The organism is Streptomyces lydicus (assembly GCF_000717345.1).
In the GTDB taxonomy this organism is placed as follows: domain Bacteria; phylum Actinomycetota; class Actinomycetes; order Streptomycetales; family Streptomycetaceae; genus Streptomyces; species Streptomyces lydicus.
This window is the reverse complement of the sequence record NZ_JNZA01000026.1, coordinates 25,189-42,048: the sequence shown is the minus strand read 5'-3', so window position 1 is coordinate 42,048 and position 16,860 is coordinate 25,189. Positions and strand designations below refer to the sequence as shown.

14 protein-coding genes are annotated in these 16,860 nt (G+C 72.5%); 4 read left to right on the top strand and 10 right to left on the bottom strand.

From position 1 onward, the window contains the following. Positions 1-56 precede the first annotated feature (56 nt). The 6 genes from OO62_RS23570 to OO62_RS23545 form a co-directional block, all read right to left on the bottom strand. Positions 57-1,094, bottom strand: a complete 1,038-nt coding sequence (locus OO62_RS23570; protein ID WP_033269554.1) for a BMP family lipoprotein — start codon at positions 1,092-1,094, stop codon at positions 57-59. A 325-nt stretch (positions 1,095-1,419) separates the two neighbouring features. Next, a complete protein-coding gene (locus tag OO62_RS23565) occupies positions 1,420-2,679 on the bottom strand; it encodes an amidohydrolase (RefSeq protein ID WP_033269553.1) in 1,260 nt (419 codons plus the stop codon). 150 nt (positions 2,680-2,829) lie between these two features. Further along, a complete protein-coding gene (locus OO62_RS23560) occupies positions 2,830-3,978 on the bottom strand; it encodes a hypothetical protein (protein WP_381567509.1) in 1,149 nt (382 codons plus the stop codon). 128 nt (positions 3,979-4,106) lie between these two features. Then, positions 4,107-5,039, bottom strand: coding sequence for an N-acetylneuraminate synthase family protein (locus tag OO62_RS23555; RefSeq protein ID WP_033269551.1), 933 nt, complete (start codon positions 5,037-5,039; stop codon positions 4,107-4,109). Positions 5,040-5,116: 77 nt separating this feature from the next. Further along, positions 5,117-6,325, bottom strand: a complete 1,209-nt coding sequence (locus tag OO62_RS23550; RefSeq protein ID WP_033269550.1) for an acylneuraminate cytidylyltransferase — start codon at positions 6,323-6,325, stop codon at positions 5,117-5,119. Positions 6,326-6,369: 44 nt separating this feature from the next. Beyond that, the gene (locus OO62_RS23545) at positions 6,370-7,701 is read right to left on the bottom strand and encodes a DUF6716 putative glycosyltransferase (RefSeq protein ID WP_078617328.1); all 1,332 of its coding nucleotides are present in this window, start codon (positions 7,699-7,701) and stop codon (positions 6,370-6,372) included. 187 nt (positions 7,702-7,888) lie between these two features. Here OO62_RS23545 and OO62_RS23540 point away from each other — a divergent pair, with 187 nt between their 5' ends. From OO62_RS23540 to OO62_RS23530, 3 genes are read left to right on the top strand one after another with little or no spacing between them, the layout of a single operon-like run. After that, positions 7,889-8,866 (top strand): glycosyltransferase family 2 protein, encoded by a 978-nt coding sequence (locus OO62_RS23540; RefSeq protein ID WP_033269548.1) that lies wholly within the window; start codon positions 7,889-7,891, stop codon positions 8,864-8,866. Further along, a complete protein-coding gene (locus OO62_RS23535) occupies positions 8,866-10,221 on the top strand; it encodes a polysialyltransferase family glycosyltransferase (RefSeq protein ID WP_033269547.1) in 1,356 nt (451 codons plus the stop codon). Before OO62_RS23540 ends, OO62_RS23535 begins: the two co-directional genes overlap by 1 nt. Next, complete coding sequence (locus tag OO62_RS23530; RefSeq protein WP_051733543.1) at positions 10,218-11,426, top strand: acyltransferase family protein; 1,209 nt, start codon at positions 10,218-10,220, stop codon at positions 11,424-11,426. Before OO62_RS23535 ends, OO62_RS23530 begins: the two co-directional genes overlap by 4 nt. On the opposite strand, the gene OO62_RS23525 is transcribed toward OO62_RS23530, so the two are convergent. Both OO62_RS23525 and OO62_RS23520 read right to left on the bottom strand, forming a co-directional pair. Continuing rightward, complete coding sequence (locus tag OO62_RS23525) at positions 11,394-12,320, bottom strand: aminoglycoside phosphotransferase family protein (RefSeq protein WP_033269609.1); 927 nt, start codon at positions 12,318-12,320, stop codon at positions 11,394-11,396. The two genes, OO62_RS23530 and OO62_RS23525, sit on opposite strands and share 33 nt — an antisense overlap. 94 nt (positions 12,321-12,414) lie before the next feature. After that, complete coding sequence (locus tag OO62_RS23520; RefSeq protein WP_033269546.1) at positions 12,415-13,104, bottom strand: TetR/AcrR family transcriptional regulator C-terminal domain-containing protein; 690 nt, start codon at positions 13,102-13,104, stop codon at positions 12,415-12,417. A 38-nt stretch (positions 13,105-13,142) separates the two neighbouring features. Here OO62_RS23520 and OO62_RS23515 point away from each other — a divergent pair, with 38 nt between their 5' ends. Then, on the top strand, positions 13,143-14,720 hold the full coding sequence (locus OO62_RS23515) for an FAD-dependent monooxygenase (RefSeq protein ID WP_063739048.1): 1,578 nt from the start codon (positions 13,143-13,145) through the stop codon (positions 14,718-14,720). Positions 14,721-14,844: 124 nt separating this feature from the next. On the opposite strand, the gene OO62_RS23510 is transcribed toward OO62_RS23515, so the two are convergent. Further along, the gene (locus OO62_RS23510; protein ID WP_033269544.1) at positions 14,845-16,242 is read right to left on the bottom strand and encodes a GntT/GntP/DsdX family permease; all 1,398 of its coding nucleotides are present in this window, start codon (positions 16,240-16,242) and stop codon (positions 14,845-14,847) included. A gap of 67 nt (positions 16,243-16,309) precedes the next feature. Beyond that, complete coding sequence (locus OO62_RS23505) at positions 16,310-16,828, bottom strand: gluconokinase (RefSeq protein WP_033269543.1); 519 nt, start codon at positions 16,826-16,828, stop codon at positions 16,310-16,312. Between the last annotated feature and the right edge of the window lie 32 nt (positions 16,829-16,860).

Below are 16,860 nucleotides of genomic sequence, written 5' to 3'. Positions count from 1 at the left end.
TCCGGCGAACGGCCCGGCGCGGCGGCGGGTGGCCGTCGCGCCGGGCTGGGGAGACCCTACTGCTTGGCGGGGGTGTCGCTGACCTTCACCTGGCCCGACGCGATCTTCTTCTTGGCCGCGTCGATCTTGGCCTGGATGTCCTTGATGAAGCCGCCCGACGTGGACAGCCGCACACCGTCGTCCTTGAGCGTGTAGCTCTTGTTGCCGGTCAGCGGCTTCTTGTCGTGCACGCTCTTGACCAGGTCGTACACCGCCACGTCGACGTTCTTCATGACCGACGTGAGGATCGAGTTCTTGTACTGGGCCAGGCCCGGCTGCAGGTACTGGTCGGAGTCGACGCCGATCGCCCAGGTGCCCTTCTTGCCGGCGACGGTCTCGATCGAGCCGTTGCCGGACTGGCCGGCCGCGGTGTAGATCACGTCGATGCCGGCGTCGAGCATGCCCTTGGCCTTGCCCTTCGCGGCGGCCGGGTCGTTGAAGCCCTTGTCGTCGTTGGCGTAGAGGTACTCGGAGGTGACCTTCGTCTTCGGGTCGGTGTCCTTGACGCCCTGCTCGAAGCCGGCCTGGAACTTCTGGATCAGCGCGTTGTTCACACCGCCGATGAAGCCGACCTTGTGGGTCTTGCTCTTCAGCGTGGCGGCGACACCGGCGAGGTAGGAAGCCTCGTTCTCGGCGAAGACCATGCCGTAGACGTTCTTGGCCTGGGAGGGGGAGTCAACGACGCCGAAGGTGGTCTTCGGGAACTGCTTGGCGACCTTGTTGACGGACTTGCCGTAGTTGAAGCCGACACCGATGACGGGGTTGTATCCCGCCTCGGCCAGCGAGGACAGGCGCTGCTCGCGGTCCGCCTCGGTCTCGCCGTTCTTGGCGGTCATCATCTTGGACTTCACACCGAAGTCCTTCTGGGCCTTGTCCACGCCACGAGCCGCCGCCTCGTTGAACGAGTGGTCGTCCCGGCCGCCGACGTCAAAGGCGAGGCCGACGCCCTTGTCCTTGCCGCCGGACTCGGTGGACGACTCGCCACAGGCGCTCAGGGAGAGTGTGAGGGCCGCGGTGGCAATGCCCGCGGCAACGATCTTGGATACCCGGTGCACGAGGGCCCCTTCGACTCGTAGCGCCACCTTTGGCGCTGACTTGTCGGAGATTAACGCGCGTAGACCTGGCGGAAAACCCTCCACTGTGTGGACGTTATCGATTTGTCTCTCAGGGCCTTGATCGTGATGCGGCCGGCGCCCCGGCCTCCGGTGCGACGTTCAAGATCGCACCGAGGAGGCCCGGGCGGCCGGTGAGACGGCACCCGGCGGCTCCGGCGGTGAGCCGGCAGCCGGGTACGTGGCCGGAAATCGCGGCACCCGGGAAGCTCGCCGGCGCTCGCGCGCCGGGGTCGGGCCGCCCGCGGGGCCCGGGCCCCGCGTGCCCCTACGGGAGAAGGTCTCCGGAGAGCAGCGCCGCCGCGGTGAAGAGTTCGACGCCGACCTTGATCGCCTGCTCGTCGACGTCGAAGTCGCCGCGGTGCAGGTCGCGGCGGACCGGGTCGGCGGGCGGGTGGACGCCGAGGCGGGCCATGGCGCCGGGGACGTGTTCCAGGTACCAGGAAAAGTCCTCGCCGCCGAGGGACTGTTCGGTGCTCTCGACGGCGCCCTCGCCGCGGCGGGCGGCCATCGCGGAGTGCAGGAGCTGGACCGAGCCCGCCTCGTTGACCACCGGGGGCACCCCGCGGACGTAGTTGATCTGCGACTTGGCGCCGTGCAGGGTGGCGATCTCGTCGATCGCGGCGTGCACCAGGTCGGGGGCCTGGCGCCAGGCGGCGATGTCGAGGCAGCGGACGGTGCCGGACAGCTCGGCGTGCTGCGGGATGACGTTGCAGGCGTGGCCGGTCTCCAGCCGGCCCCAGGTGACGGCGAGGCCGGCCCGGGCGTCGACCCGGCGGGACAGCAGCGCCGGGACGTCCAGGGCGACCCGGGAGGCGGCGGTGACCATGTCGGTGGTCAGGTGCGGGCGCGCGGTGTGGCCGCCGGCCCCGTCCAGGCCGACCTCCAGCCGGTCGCAGGCGGAGGTGATCGCTCCGGTACGCAGCCCGATCCGGCCGGCGTCGACCCGCGGGTCGCAGTGCACCGCGAGGATCCGGCCGACGCCCTCCAGGACGCCCGACTCGATCGCGTCGGCGGCGCCGCCGGGCAGGACCTCCTCGGCGGGCTGGAAGAGCAGCCGCACCGGGCCGGGCAGGGCGCCGGCGCGGGCCAGCTCGGCGAGGACCAGGCCGGCGCCGAGGACGACGGTGGTGTGCACGTCGTGGCCGCAGGCGTGGGCGCGGCCGGGGACCTGGGAGCGGTAGGGGACGGTCTTGGTGTCCGGGATGGGCAGGCCGTCGATGTCCGCGCGCAGCGCCAGCAGCGGGCGGGTGGGGTCGAGGGCGACGCCCGGGCCGCCGGTCGCCGCGTCGTCCGTACCGATGTCGCACATCAGGCCCGTGCCGGTGGACAGTACGCGCGGGTGCAGACCCGCCTGCTCCAGCCGTTCCTTGAGCGCCGCGGTGGTCCGGAACTCCTGGTTGCCCAGCTCGGGGTGCATGTGCAAGTCGCGCCGGAAGAGGCTGAGTTCGGCGCGCAGCGCCTCGGGGAGCGTGCCGGGGAGCTGGTCCCCGGCGGGGGTGCGAGCGGCGCCGGTATCGCGGGACATCAGTTGGTTCACCTGTTGAAGGTTACGGCCACCGAAGGGGCAACTGTCCCTCGATCAACAAAAGTTCAGCCCGTTAGGGGAAGAACATCTAGGCCGCTCGGCGCATGGACGGTTTATGGGAGGGGTATGAAGTAGAGCTTTGCGCAGCGGTCAACCGGCCGCCATCCGCTGGGTGAACGGCAGTCGTTGCACGTCACGGGCGGTGCCGGTGACCCCGTCGAGGAAGCCCTGGGCGCGCGGGGAGGCATGGGCCGTCAGCCACTGCGGATCGATGTCACAGACCGCGACCCTCACCCCTGTACCCAGCAGGGCGAGCGGCAGGGTGTGCACGACGGTGGAGGGGAAGCTGACGATCAGCCGGCCGATCGGGCCGCGCCGGGCGATCAGTTCGAGCGGCAGGTCGGGCCGGACGATCTCCAGGCCGGTCTCCGCGGCGAGCCGGTGCAGCTTCTCGGTGCTCTCCCGGCGGTGCGCGAAGTAGCGGGTGGCGCCGTGCGTACGGGCCAGGGCGAGGACCGCGTCCAGGTAGCGGTCGGGGTCCACCACGCCGGTCTCGACCAGCGAGGTGCCGACGATGTCGGCGGCGCCCATCACGCGGGGCGGACCGAAGCGGGTCCGGGTCCACGCGAAGTCGTTGGTGGTGACCCGTACGCCCGGCGGGGCGTCGACGGGCATCGAGCTGAACAGCCCGACGGTGCGCCGGCCGCCTTCGGGCGCGGGGGTGAGCCGGCGGCGGGCGGTGGCCGAGAACGGTGCGAAGACCAGGTCCCGGGCGCCGCGCCCGCTGCCGTGCCGGTGCCAGCGCACCAGCCGCTCCCCGCGGGCGAGTTGGGAGATGAACTCCATGGTGGCGGTGCCGTCGTCGACCACGACCAGGTCGCGCGCCCGGGTGAGGGTCAGCAGCAGCTGGACGTAGCGGGAGAACGGGTCGCCGATGACGATCCGGCGGGCCCGGCGCAGCAGCGGGGTGAGGCCGCCGACGGTGCGCATCGGGGCGGTCGGGCCGCCCCGGGCCTCCTCCCAGCGCACCGTGTGGCCCTCGTCGCGGGCGAGTTCCGCCATCCGGCGCAACTGGCCGCGGGTCATCGGGTCGTGCGGGGAGAGCACGACGACGGTGAGCGAGCTGGGTGCCGGTTCGCCGCGGCCGGCGGACTCGGGGCCGTGGCCCAGGTCCGCCGAGTGCGCCCATTCCAGGACGTTCAGCAGCTGCACCGGGCTCTCGACGAAGGCGAGGGTGCCGGTGCCCGGGGCGGCGGGCCGGCCCCCGGCGGGTGCGGTGCGGTTGCGCTGCCGCGGCACCCCCAGGAGACGACGGGCGGGAGTACCCGTCGTCTCCTGGGGCGGGACCCCGGCGCCGGGCGTGACGGGCTCGGCGCGGGTCCCCTCGGGTGAGCTCACCTTGGCTCCCGTCGGCTCGTGGGCCGGTCTCAGACGGTGGCCGGCTCGGCGCCCGTGGCCTCGGCCTCGGCGACCACACCGGCGACCCGGCGGAGCTTCTTCATCGGGCCGAGCTCGGACTCGTAGACCTTCTTGACGCCGTCACCGAGGGACTCCTCGATGGTGCGGATGTCGCGGACCAGGCGGGACAGGCCGCCGGGCTCGACGGAGGCGGCCTGGTCGGAGCCCCACATGGCGCGGTCGAGGGTGATGTGGCGCTCGATGAAGGTGGCGCCGAGGGCGACCGCGGCGAGGGTGGTCTGCAGGCCGGTCTCGTGGCCGCTGTAGCCGATCGGGACGTTCGGGTACTCGTCCTGCAGGGTGTTGATCATGCGCAGGTTGAGCTCCTCGGCCTTGGCCGGGTAGGTGCTGGTCGCGTGGCACAGCAGGATGTTCTCGCTGCCCAGGACCTCGACCGCGTGGCGGATCTGCTTCGGCGTCGACATGCCGGTGGAGAGGATGACGGTGCGGCCGGTGGCGCGCATCGCACGCAGCAGCTCGTCGTCGGTGAGCGAGGCGGAGGCGACCTTGTAGCAGGGCACGTCGAACTTCTCCAGGAAGGCGACGGACTCGACGTCCCAGGGGGAGGCGAACCACGCGATGCCGCGCTTCTTGCAGTACTCGTCGATGGCGCGGTAGCCGTCCTCGTCGAACTCCACGCGGTGGCGGTAGTCGATGTAGGTCATCCGGCCCCAGGGGGTGTCGCGCTCGATGTCCCACTGGTCGCGCGGGGTGCAGATCTCCGGGGTCCGCTTCTGGAACTTCACCGCGTCGCAGCCGGCGTCGGCGGCGGCGTCGATCAGCGCGAAGGCGTTCTCCAGGTCACCGTTGTGGTTGATGCCGATCTCACCGGTGACGTAGACGGGGCGGCCGGGGCCGGCCTCGCGGTCGCCGAGCTTGCGGAGACGGAAGTTGCTGCTCATGGGGAGGTTCCTTCGTGTTGACAAGGGGTGTGCGGGGGGGATTCGGGGTGGGCGTTACAGGGACGGGCGGGTGGGGGTTACAGGGACGGGCCCAGGAGCCAGGCCGCGATCTCGCGGATCGCGCCGCTGCCTCCGGGTGTCGCGGTGACCGCGCGGGCCGCGCCGCGCACCACGTCGTGCGCCCCGGCGACCGCCACGGGCCAGCCGACGAGGTCGAAGCACGGCAGGTCGTTGACGTCGTTGCCGACGTAGAGCACGCGCTCGGGCGCGATGCCCGCTTCCTCGCACCACTGCTTGAGGGCGAGGTCCTTGCGGTCGATGCCGTGCAGGACGGGCACCCGCAGCTTGCGGGCCCGTGCGGCGACGACCGGGTTGGTCTCCGTGGAGAGGATCAGCAGCTTCAGCTCCGCCTTGCGCAGCGCGGCGATGCCGAGGCCGTCGCCGCGGTGCACCGCGACGATCTCCCGTCCGTCGGAGTCGACCAGCACCCGGTCGTCGGTCTGGGTGCCGTCGAAGTCGAGCACCACCGCGTCGATGTCGTCGCGGGTGGGCAGCGCGCCGGGGCGGGTGGCGTCCAGCAGCGGCGCGAGGGCACGGGCGCGGGCGAGATCGTGCGGGTCGTCGATCTCCAGCACCCGGGCCGGGTCGGTGCGGACGAGTTCGGTGCGGCCGAAGAAGCGGTGGCCGTTGGTGCGGAAGCCGGCCGCGTCCATGGCGTAGGCGGCGCCGGTCTCCAGCAGGTCCTGGGGGCGGTCCTGGCGGCGCGGCCGGAAGGACTTGTCGTGGTTGACGCCGTAGCCGCCGTCGTCCGCGGCGGTGGCCGTGTCGGTGACGGCCGTGTCGGCGTCTCGCCAGACGAAGCCGTGGAAGGGGGCCACGGTCAGCGCGCTGTCGGCGCCGTCCTCGACGACCGCGGCGGCCACCCCGTCGATGTCCTCGGAGGTGAGGAACGGGCTGGTGCACTGGACCAGCAGCACCGCGTCGACGGGGGTGCCCTGCTGGGCCTCGTAGGCGTCCATGGCGTGCAGGACGGCGGCCTCGCTGGTGGCGGTGTCGCCGGCGATGTCACCGGGGCGGCGGACCACGACGGCTCCGGCGCCGCGGGCGGCGGCCGCGATCCCGGCGTCGTCGGTGGAGACCACCACGTCGGTGACGAGGCGGGCGGCGCGGCACTCACGGACCGCGCGGGCCACCAGGGGTACGCCCCCGACGGCGGCGAGGTTCTTGGCGGGCACGCCCTTGGATCCGCCGCGGGCGGGGATGACGGCCACAACGGTGGGTGGCATAGCGGGCTCCTTCGTCGGGCCGGGGGCAGCGGGAACGGGCGGGGTCACAGCTGGCCCCAGCGGCGGATGGCGGGGGCGACGCGCTGGACGCCGTGCCGGTAGGCGCCGCGGGCGGCCTCGCGGACGGTCTCCCGGGCGATCCGGCGCAGTCCGCCGGTCTCCTCGGGGGCGTCGGCGTGGCCGGGCAGCGGCTCGCCCTGCGGGTCCAGGCCGTGCCGGGCGAGGATGCCGGGGAGGTAGCCGGGGGCGGTGCGGGGTGTGTAGTAGGGGGTGAGCGGCGGCAGGGCCGGGGCCTCGCGCAGCGCGGTGACCCGGTCGCGGGCCGCGTCGAAGGCCCGCTCGTAGTCCCCTTCGGCGGCGACGCCCTGCCGGGCGAGCCAGTCCGGGTCGGGGTCCGGGCGGTGTCCGGCGTCCAGCTCGTCCCAGGAGGCCAGGCAGCCGGAGCCGAGGAAGTGGTGGTTGCCCAGGGTTTCGCGGACGCCGAGGTCGGTGAGGACGGCGGTGGGGATGCCGCGGTGCAGCGACTCCAGGGCGGCGGTCGAGCTGACCGTCACCAGCAGGTCGGTGCGGTCCAGGACCTCGCCCATGTTGCCGTACACGGCACGGCAGTTGGCGGGCAGTCCGCCGGGGATCTTGGTGGCGAGCTTCTGGTAGGGCAGTTCCTCGATGTGCGTGGTGTGCTCGCCCGGCTTGCTGCGGAGCTTGATCAGCACCTCGCGGTCGGGGTGCTTGCGGGCGTGCTCGACCGCGCGCCGGAGCAGGTACATCCGGTCCGCGCGGCTCTCCGGGACGGAGGGCTGGGCGGCGAACACCACGGTGCAGGGGTCGTTCCCGCCCTGGTACGGGGCGCCGCCGAGGAACGGCAGGGCGCATTCGACGACGCTGTCGCCGTCGGCGCCGACGCCCCGGTAGACGGCGCGGAAGCGGTCCGCGTCGTGCCGGGAGTTGGCGAGGACGACGTCGGCGCCGTGCCGCAGCAGCAGCCCGTCGGCGAGCTTCTCGTAGACCACGCCGACGTAGCCGGTGACGACGACGGGGCGGCGGCCGCCCGCGGCGGCCCCGGTGCTCCAGGCGTGGGCGAGGCCGTGCAGCATCGCCTGCACCGCGCCGCCGACACAGGCCAGCACGACGACGTCGTACCGCGTGCGGTCGATCGACCGGACGAAGTCGACGCCCCTGATTTCGCGCAGCGCGTCCGCACGGGCGCCGACCTCGTCGAGCTGGCGGACCGTGGGCGTGGCGCGGCCGCGGAGCAGATACCCGTCGAGGCGGATGTCCGGTTGGATTCGGTACGCTGTCAAAGCGCCCCATTTCCACCGGGTATCCGAGTCGGCGAGTACGGCGACCCGCGGCGAGGAAGTGGTACGTGATGGCACGTCGAAGACGCTAGGAAGGCATTCCGTTTGGCGGGCCAACTGGGCCGCAACAAAGGGTTAACAGCGGGTCGACGAATGGCGAACCGGCCCGATAACCGGCCTGGTTAACCATCCCGCCATTCTTCGTTCACCTCGGCGCCCGCATCGCGTAAAGACGAATGCCGGCTCCGCCCCTAACGTCACCCGGGTGGTTAAGCTCTCCGTCATCGTGCCGTTCTACAACGTGCAGACATACGCGCCCGACACCCTGAAAAGCCTGGCGGCAAACGCCCGCGAGGACTTTGAATTCCTGCTCGTCGACGACTGTTCGCGCGACGAGACCCCGGAGATCCTCGCGCGGGCCGAACGCGAGCTGCCGGGCGCCAGAGTGCTGCGGCACGAAAAGAACGGCGGTCTGGCCACCGCGCGCAACACCGGCCTGGACGCGGCCCGCGGCGAGTACCTCACCTTCCTGGACGGCGACGACTGGCTCGCCCCCGGCTACTACCGCGAACTGCTGTCCTCCATCGAGGAGTTGGGGTGCGACTTCGTGCGCACCGATCATGTGCAGTGCACCGCACGGGCGCGCACCGTGCACCGGGTGCCGCACGGCCGCCGCGGGGTGGTGCTGAACCCGCGCGAGGTCATCCTGCCCGCCGACCGCTCCACCTCCGTCGACTACGCCTACGCCTGGGCGGGCATGTACCACCGCCGGCTGCTGGACGACGGGGTGCTGCGCTTCAAGGACGGGCTGCGCACCGCGGAGGACCGGCCGTGGATCTGGCGGCTGCACCGCGAGGCGCGGTCCATGGCGGTGGTCGGGCTGCTCGGTGTTTTCTACCGGCGCGGAGTGGCGTCGTCGCTGACGCAGATCGGCGATGTCCGGCAATTGGATTTCATTCGCGCCTTCGATCAGGTGATCGAGGAAACCGCACAGGACCAGGATGCGGCATTGTTGCTGCCCAAGGCGGTGCGCACCTATTGCGCGATCATTTCCCACCACCTGAGTTCGATCGAACGCTTCGAACCGCAGGTCGCCCGTAAATTGCGCGCGATGAGTGCGGGGGCCATGAAACGCATGCCGCAGGACGTACTGAAGGAAGCCCTCGATTCGATGGATGTGCAGCGCGCGTCCCGGCTGCGGCGACTGCGCCGCCGCCCGTCCCCGGCGGAGGTCGCCGCCTGATGCCCACCCGCCCGCGTACCCAGATCTTCGTGGCGTCCACGCTCTACGGCGCGGCGACGCTCGCCGCCGCGCTGGACGCCGACTGCTTCGCACCGGCTGACCGCCGGCTGCTGCTGCTCAGCAACAACGCCACGACCCCGGAGACCACCGCGTCGCTGGACACCATGCCCGGCTTCGACCGGCTGCGCGGCCGCTTCGACCGGGTGCTGTCCTGGAACGAGACGATCAGCCCGTTCCACCCCGGCGGCTGGTCACCGCGCTCGGGCGACGCCCCGCTGTGGGAGCGGCACCTGCGGCTGCTGTGGGGCCTGGGCGACGACCACGTCGAACTGGTCCTGGAGTCCATCCAGGTCAACCCGGCCCTGGCGATCGCCCAGCTCTTCCCCGACGCGCCGATCGACGTCTACGCCGACGGCCTGATGAGCTACGGCCCCACCCGCAACAAGCTCGACCCGCTCATCGGCACCCGCATCAACCGGCTGCTGCACCTGGACCTGGTCCCGGGCCTGGAGCCGCTGCTGCTCACCGAGTTCGACGTCGCGACGCAGACGGTGCCGACCGACGCCTTCACCGCGGTGCTCGCCGAACTCGCGGACGTGAGCGGCCCGTTGGACGTCCCCGAGGGCGGCGCGCTGCTGCTCGGCCAGTACCTCTCCGCGCTCGGCATCCTCACCCCCGAGGAGGAAGAGGAGCTGCATGTGCGGATGGTGCGCGGCGCCGTCGAGCGCGGCCACCGCGAGATCGTCTTCAAGCCGCATCCGTCCGCGCCGGCCCGCTGGTCGCGGCTGCTGGAGCGGGAGGCCGAGAAGCTGGACCTCGCACTGACCGTGCTGGACACCCCGGTGCTCGCCGAGGTGCTCTATCAGCGGATGCGGCCCGCGCTGGTCGTCGGCTGCTTCTCCACCGCACTGCTGACCGCGTCCACCTTCTACGGCCTGCCGACCGCCCGCACCGGCACCGGGCTGCTGCTGGAGCGCCTGACGCCGTATCAGAACAGCAACCGCATCCCGGTCACGCTCGTGGACGCGCTGGTCCCCGACCTGGGCGACACCACCGGGCAGCCGCGTGCCCTCGCCTCCCCGGAGAGCGTCGAGGGCCTGGTCGCGGCGGTGGGCTACGCGATGCAGCACCAGATCTGCCCGCAGCTCCGCCCGGCCGCCGAGCGCTATCTGGCGGCGCACCTCGACACGTACACCTGGCGCTACTTCAAGCGCCGCCGGCTGACCGCGCTGGCGCTGCCCGGCGCGATCCCGTCCCAGCTGTCGTTCATCCCGCGCAACGCCACGGTCCGCCGGGTCGCGCGCCAGGCGCGGGCGGTGCAGCGGCGGCTGAAGAAGCGGGCCGTGTTCGGATGACCGCCTCGCCGCTGACGACCGGCGCGCCCTCCGTCGCGCCGGATCGCGTCCCCCCGGCCCGCGGGCCCGTCATAGTGGGGCGCAGCCGTGGAGCGTCCTCCCGGCTGCGCGCCCTCGACGGGCTGCGGCTGCTCGCCGCCCTGATGGTCGCCGCGTACCACTACGGGGGGCGCGGCGGCGAGATAGCCCGGGCCTGGGGCGACTCCCCGGCCCACCAGTTCCCCACGGCGGCCCCGCTGTTCGCCTACGGCTGCCTGGGCGTCCAGATCTTCTTCGTGATCAGCGGTTTCGTCATCTGCCTCAGCGGCTGGGGCCGGACGCTGCGGGCCTTCGTCGCCAGCCGCGTCTCCCGCCTCTATCCGGCGTACTGGGCCGCGATCCTGCTGATCACCGCGGTCTTCGCGCTCCCCTGGGTCGCCTACAAGGCGCTGCCGCCCAGCGAGGTGCTGACGAACCTCACCATGCTTCAGCAGCCGCTCGGCGTGCACCGCGTGCTCGGTGTCTGCTGGACCCTCTGGGCCGAGATGCGGTTCTACGCGCTGTTCGCGCTGTGCGTCGTCCTGCCGGGCGCCACCCGCGGCCGGGTCGTGCTGTTCTGCGCGGGCTGGACGCTGGCCGCCGCGCTCGCGCAGGCGGCGCACGAGCCGTTCCTCGACACCGTGCTGATGCCGGAGTACGCCCCGTTCTTCATCGGCGGCATCGGGCTGTACCTGCTGCACCGCTACGGCGCCCGCGATCCGATCGCCTGGGTGATAGTGCTGGTCAGCTGGCTGATCGGGCAGCACTACGCGGTCGCCGGACTGTGGCACGCGCCCTCGGCCACCGCCTTCTCCTACCGCTCGACGGCCGGCATCATCGCCGTCGTCACGGTCGGCTTCGCACTGGTCGCGGCGGTCGCGCTGGGCAAGCTGCGGTGGGCGAACTGGCGCTGGCTGACCGTCGCCGGGGCCCTGACGTACCCCTTCTACCTCGTCCACGAGCACCTGGGCTGGGTCGTCGTCCGCGCCCTGCACCACGGCATCGGCCTGCCCTCGTACGCGACGCTGCCGCTGACCGTGGGCCTGATGCTGCTGCTGGCGTGGCTGCTGCACCGCTTCGTGGAGCGGCCGGTGACACCGAGGCTGAGGCAGGCGATCGACCCGCGGCCCGCGCGGGCGCCGGTCGCTGCGGGCTCATCCCACCCCGAACCAGGTCTCCGCGAGTGACTCCAGGGTCGGTTCGGGTGGGGCGGGCAGCTCGCGGAGGTACCACGGCAGGTTGCTGCACCTGTGCAGCAGCGTGAGGGCGAGCAGTTCCCGCGGTGCGAAGGTCTCGCCGTAGGCGGCGAGGACGCGGGACAGCAGCCGGGGGTCGCCGCGGGAGACGAAGAGGCCGACGGCGACGAAGTCGTAGGCGCGCGGGCCGATCATGGCGGGTTCGAAGTCGAGGAGCCCGGTCAGCCGCCAGTCGTCCGACGGGTCGACGGTCAGGTGCTGGCGCATGAACTCGGTGTGCAGCAGGACGCCGGGCGGCCGGGCGGGCAGCGGCACGGACGCCAGGAAGTCGGGGATCTGCTCCAGCCAGGGCTCGGGGAGCCGGTGGGCCCGCTGCCGGCCGACGGCCGTCCCGCGCTGCCGGCCGAGGAAGCCGCCCCAGTCACCGGGGCCCAGGACGTCGGCGAGCGGGGCCGGGTCCAGGGCGTGCAGGGCGGCCAGCACCTCGCCGGCTTCGGTGGCGATCCGCTCCTGGTCGGCGCGCGGGACGCGGGGCCAGGCCAGGGCCAGGTCGGTGCCGCGCAGCTGCGACATCAGGACGTAGCGCCAGCCGTTCCCGTACTCCCCTGCGTCGTGCACGTACGGGGTGGGGACGGGCAGCCGGCCCTGGAGGTGGGCCAGCACCCGGGCCTCGGCGATGCCGTCCTCGGCGCCGGCGGCGGGGAAGAGTTTGAGGACGTAGCGGGTGCCGACGGCGTAGACGGGCCGGGAGCCGGCCGGGTAGCGGGTGAGGGCGACGGCGCCGAGGCCCAGCCGTTCGCACAGTGCGGCGGCGCCCGGCCGCATCACCGCTTCGTCCGGGACGACCGCGTCCCACTCGTCGTCGGTCTCCACACGCGGCAGCATGCGCGGACCGTACGACGGGGTGATCGCGGGCGGCAAAGGATTTTCGCCGCCACGCCCGCCAACTCACCGTCCTACGGCCCGGATTGACCGGCCCTCAGTCGCGCTCGCGGCCGCCGCGCGGCGCGGCGCCGGACCCGGTGGCCTCGATCCCGGCGACGAGGGTCCGCAGCCCGGCCTCGAAGTTCCGCCCGAGGTCGCCGAACATCTCCCGGCCCGCCAGCGCCGCGAGCGGATAGCGTTCGCCGAGCCGCTGCTCGCGGCCCTCCAGGTCGTAGGCCGGGTCGCGGAACCCGGGCGCGCCCGGGTCCGGGTGGACGGACTGCTCCTCGATCACCTGGCCGATGGTGAAGTTGTACGCGGTCCACCACGCCCGCGCCGCCTCGCCGAGCGTGAATCCGTCCGCGACGAACCGGTTCAGCAGGTGGTCGAGCGGCGCCGCGTAACTCTCGTCCGTCATCCGTGTGCCGCTGAAGACCTTGCCGCCGTCGCGGTAGCCGAGCAGCGCGGTGCGCAGCGTCCGGCAGCTGGTGCACAGGACGTCCTGCCAGGTGTCGCCGAGGGTCACCGAGTCCGGGCGCACCAGGGTTTCCGTCATCCGCCGGAAGATCTCGGTGGCCATCTCGTCCAGCAGTTCCTGCTTGTTCTTGAAGTGCCAGTACAGCGCGGGGGCCTGGACGTTGAGCTCCTTGGCGATGCGGCGCAGGGCGAGCCCGTCGAGACCCACCTCGTTCAGCAGCCGCAGGGCGGTGTCCACCACCTGTTTCCGATCGATGCGCGCAACCATGTTGACAACTTAACACCGTTAAGGCCATTCTCTGAACCATGGAACTTAACAGCGTTAAGGACGGCATGGATGTGCGGGACGGCGTTACCGGCTCTCTCCCCACGGATGTCGACGTACTGATCGCCGGCGCGGGCCCGACCGGCCTCGCCCTCGGCATCGACCTCGCCCGGCGCGGCGTGCGCGCCCTGCTCGTCGAGCGGCAGGACCGCCTCTCCCCCGGCGCCCGCGGCACCGGACTCCAGCCGCGCACCCAGGAGGTCTACGACGACCTCGGCCTGCTGGACGCCATACGGGCGGTCGGCGAGCCCTACCCGCAGGTGGCCCTCTGGAAGGACGGGCGGATCACCGAGACCCACACCATGGTCGAGCGGGTCGACCCGACGCCCGCCGCGCCCTGGTCGGACACCCTGATGGTGCCGCAGTTCCGCACCGTGCAGCTGCTGCACGAGCGGCTCTGCCAGCTCGGCGGCAGCGTGCTGCTCGGCACCGAACTCACCGAGTTCGGCCAGGACGCGGACGGTGTGACCGCCCGGCTCCGGCTCCCCGGCGGCACGCTGCACACCGTTCGCGCCGGCTACCTCGTCGCCGCCGACGGCGGGCGCAGCACCGTGCGCCGCGCCCTGGGCACCAAGATGAGCGGCCCGTCGCTGCCGGAGGGCGCCGCGCTGCTCGCGGACCTCCGGATCGAGGGCCTCGACCGCGACCACTGGCACCGCTGGATGCTGCCGAACGGCGGCTTCGTGATGGCCCTCCCGCTCGCCGGCACCGACTACTTCCAGACCTTCGTCGTCGCGTTCACCGACGTACCGGACGCGACGCCCGAGGTGGTCCGCGCCGCGCTCGCCCGGCACACCCACCTGTCCGCCGAGCAGCTCGGCGAGGTCCTGTGGTCCTCGGTCTACCGGCCCCGCGCCGGCATGGCCGACACCTTCCGCACCGGACGGGTCTTCCTGGCCGGCGACGCCGCGCACGTCCACTCCCCGGCCGGCGGCCAGGGCCTGAACACCAGCGTCCAGGACGCCTACAACCTCGGCTGGAAGCTCGGCCAGGTGCTGCGGCACGGCGCGCCCGACGCCCTGCTCGACACCTACGAGGCCGAGCGCCGCCCGATCGCCGCCCGCATCCTGGAGACCAGCACCCGGCTGCACACCAACCGCTCCCTGCGCCGCGGCCGGGATCTGCACCAGCTCGACATCGGCTACCCCGACAGCCCGCTGACCCGGGAGCTGCGGACGGACCTGCCCGAGGGCGCGCTGCGGGCCGGCGACCGGGCGCCCGACGCGCCCTGCCACACCCCCGACGGCAAGCCGGTCCGGCTCTTCGACTCGTACCGGGGCCCGCACTTCACCCTGCTCGCCCTCGGCGGTGCCGCGGTGGACGAGGCCGCGCTGCCCGCCGACCCGGCGCTGCTGCGGGTCGTCCGCGTCGGCGGCCCGGCGCCCGACCTGATCGACACCGACAGCCACGTCCGCGACGCCTACGGCGCCGGCCCCGCCGCCCTGCTCATCCGCCCCGACGGCTACCTCGCGCTCGCCGCACCGGCCGAGGACGCCACCGAGCAGGTCCGCGCCGCCCTGGCCACCTACCTCGGTGAACCGGCCGCGCAGACCCGCTGATCCGATGCGCACGAGGCCGCACCCGCGGGATTCCGCGGGTACGGCCTCGTGCCGGGAACGGGCGCCTGAGGGGGGTGCGGCGCCCGGGGCGGCCGGTGCCGCCCGGAAGGTCGCTGACGGTCCGTCAGAGGACCAGGGAGAGCAGCAGCACGCAGATGATGCCGACGACCGAGATCAGCGTCTCCATCACCGACCAGGTCTTCAGCGTCTGGCCGACGCTCATCCCGAAGTACTCCTTGACCAGCCAGAACCCGGCGTCGTTGACATGGCTGAAGAACAGCGAGCCACAGCCGATGGCCAGCACCAGCAGCGCGCCGTGCGTGGTGCTCATGTCTGCGGCCAGCGGGGCGACGAGCCCGGCGGCGGAGATGGTGGCCACCGTCGCGGAGCCGGTCGCGAGCCGGATGGTGACCGCGATCAGCCAGGCCAGCAGCAGGGTGGACAGATGCCAGCCCTTGGAGACGTCCAGGATCATCTGGCCGACGCCGGCGTCCACCAGCGTCTGCTTGAAGCCGCCGCCCGCGCCGACGATCAGCAGCACCCCGGCGATCGGGGCGAGCGACTTCTCGACGGTGACGGCGATCCGGCCGCGGGTGAAGCCGGCCGCCCGGCCGAGCGTGAACATCGCGACGACGACGGCGGTCAGCAGCGCGATCAGCGGCGAGCCGACGACGTCGAAGACCCGCTGCGCGCCGGCCGCGGGATCGTCGATCACGACGTCCACCAGCGCCTTGGCCAGCATCATCACGACCGGCAGCAGCACGGTGGCCACGGTGATCCCGAAGCCGGGCCGCTTCTCCAGGTCGTCCGAGGCGCGCTCCGGCACCATCTTCTCCGGCGGGCGGATGTCCACCCACCGGGCCGCGTAGCGGGAGAAGAGCGGGCCGGCGATGATCGCCGTCGGGATCGCGACGACCACACCGAGCGCGAGGGTCACCCCGAGGTTCGCGCCGACCGCGTCGATCGCCACCAGCGGCCCCGGGTGCGGCGGGATCAGCCCGTGCATGACGGACAGGCCGGCCAGCGCCGGGATGCCGATCCGCATCAGCGAGAAGTTGCCGCGCTTGGCGACCAGCAGCACCACCGGGATCAGCAGCACGATCCCGACCTCGAAGAAGATCGGCAGCCCGACGATCCCGGCGATCAGCACCATCGCCCAGGGCATGGTCCGGCGGCTCGCCTTCGCCAGGATCGTGTCGACGATCTGGTCCGCGCCGCCGGAGTCGGCGAGCAGCTTGCCGAGGATCGCACCGAGCGCGATCAGCACGCCCGTGCCCGCGACCGTCGTGCCCAGGCCCGTCGAGAAGCTGGTGATGGCCTTGTCGAGCGGCGCACCGGCCACCGCGCCGAGCACCAGCGAGCCGATGATCAGCGACAGGAAGGCGTGCAGCTTGAACTTGGTGATGAGCAGGACGATGACGGCTATGCCGGCCAGGACGGCGATGCCCAGCTGGGCGTGACCGGCCGAGGTGATCGGCTCGGTCGCATCCGCTGCGAGCATCTCGACGCTGAGATGTGTCACGGCGATTCCCTTGCTTGGAGGGGAGGGGGAAGAGGGGGTGGTGCGTTCCGGGGCGCGCGGCCCCGGGTCATCCGGTGGGGGCGGTCCTCGCACGGAGTGCGGCCACCGCGCGCGCGGCGATCTCCCGGGGGGTGCCGGAGACGTCCACCGCGACGCCGGCCTCGTCGTCCCCGAGGGGTTCGAGCGTGGCGAACTGGGAGTCCAGCAGCGCGGTCGGCATGAAGTGGCCCTTGCGCTCGGCCATCCGCGCCTCGATCAGCGCGCGGTCACCGGTCAGGTGCAGGAAGACGGCGCCGGGCGCCGCGGCCCGCAGACGGTCCCGGTAGGAGCGCTTGAGCGCGGAGCTGCTGACGACACCGCCGCGCCCGGACCGCCCGTGGGCCCAGGCGCCGATGGCGTCCAGCCACGGCCCGCGGTCCGCGTCGTCCAGCGGGACCCCGGCCGACATCTTGGCGATGTTGGCCGGCGGATGGAAGTCGTCCCCCTCGGCGTACGGAACGCCCAGCTCGGCGGCCACCAGCGGGCCGATCGTGGTCTTGCCGGTGCCGGCCACGCCCATCACGACGATGACGTCGGGGGTGCTCATCCCGTGGTACCTCGCTGTCTTCCTTGACCTCG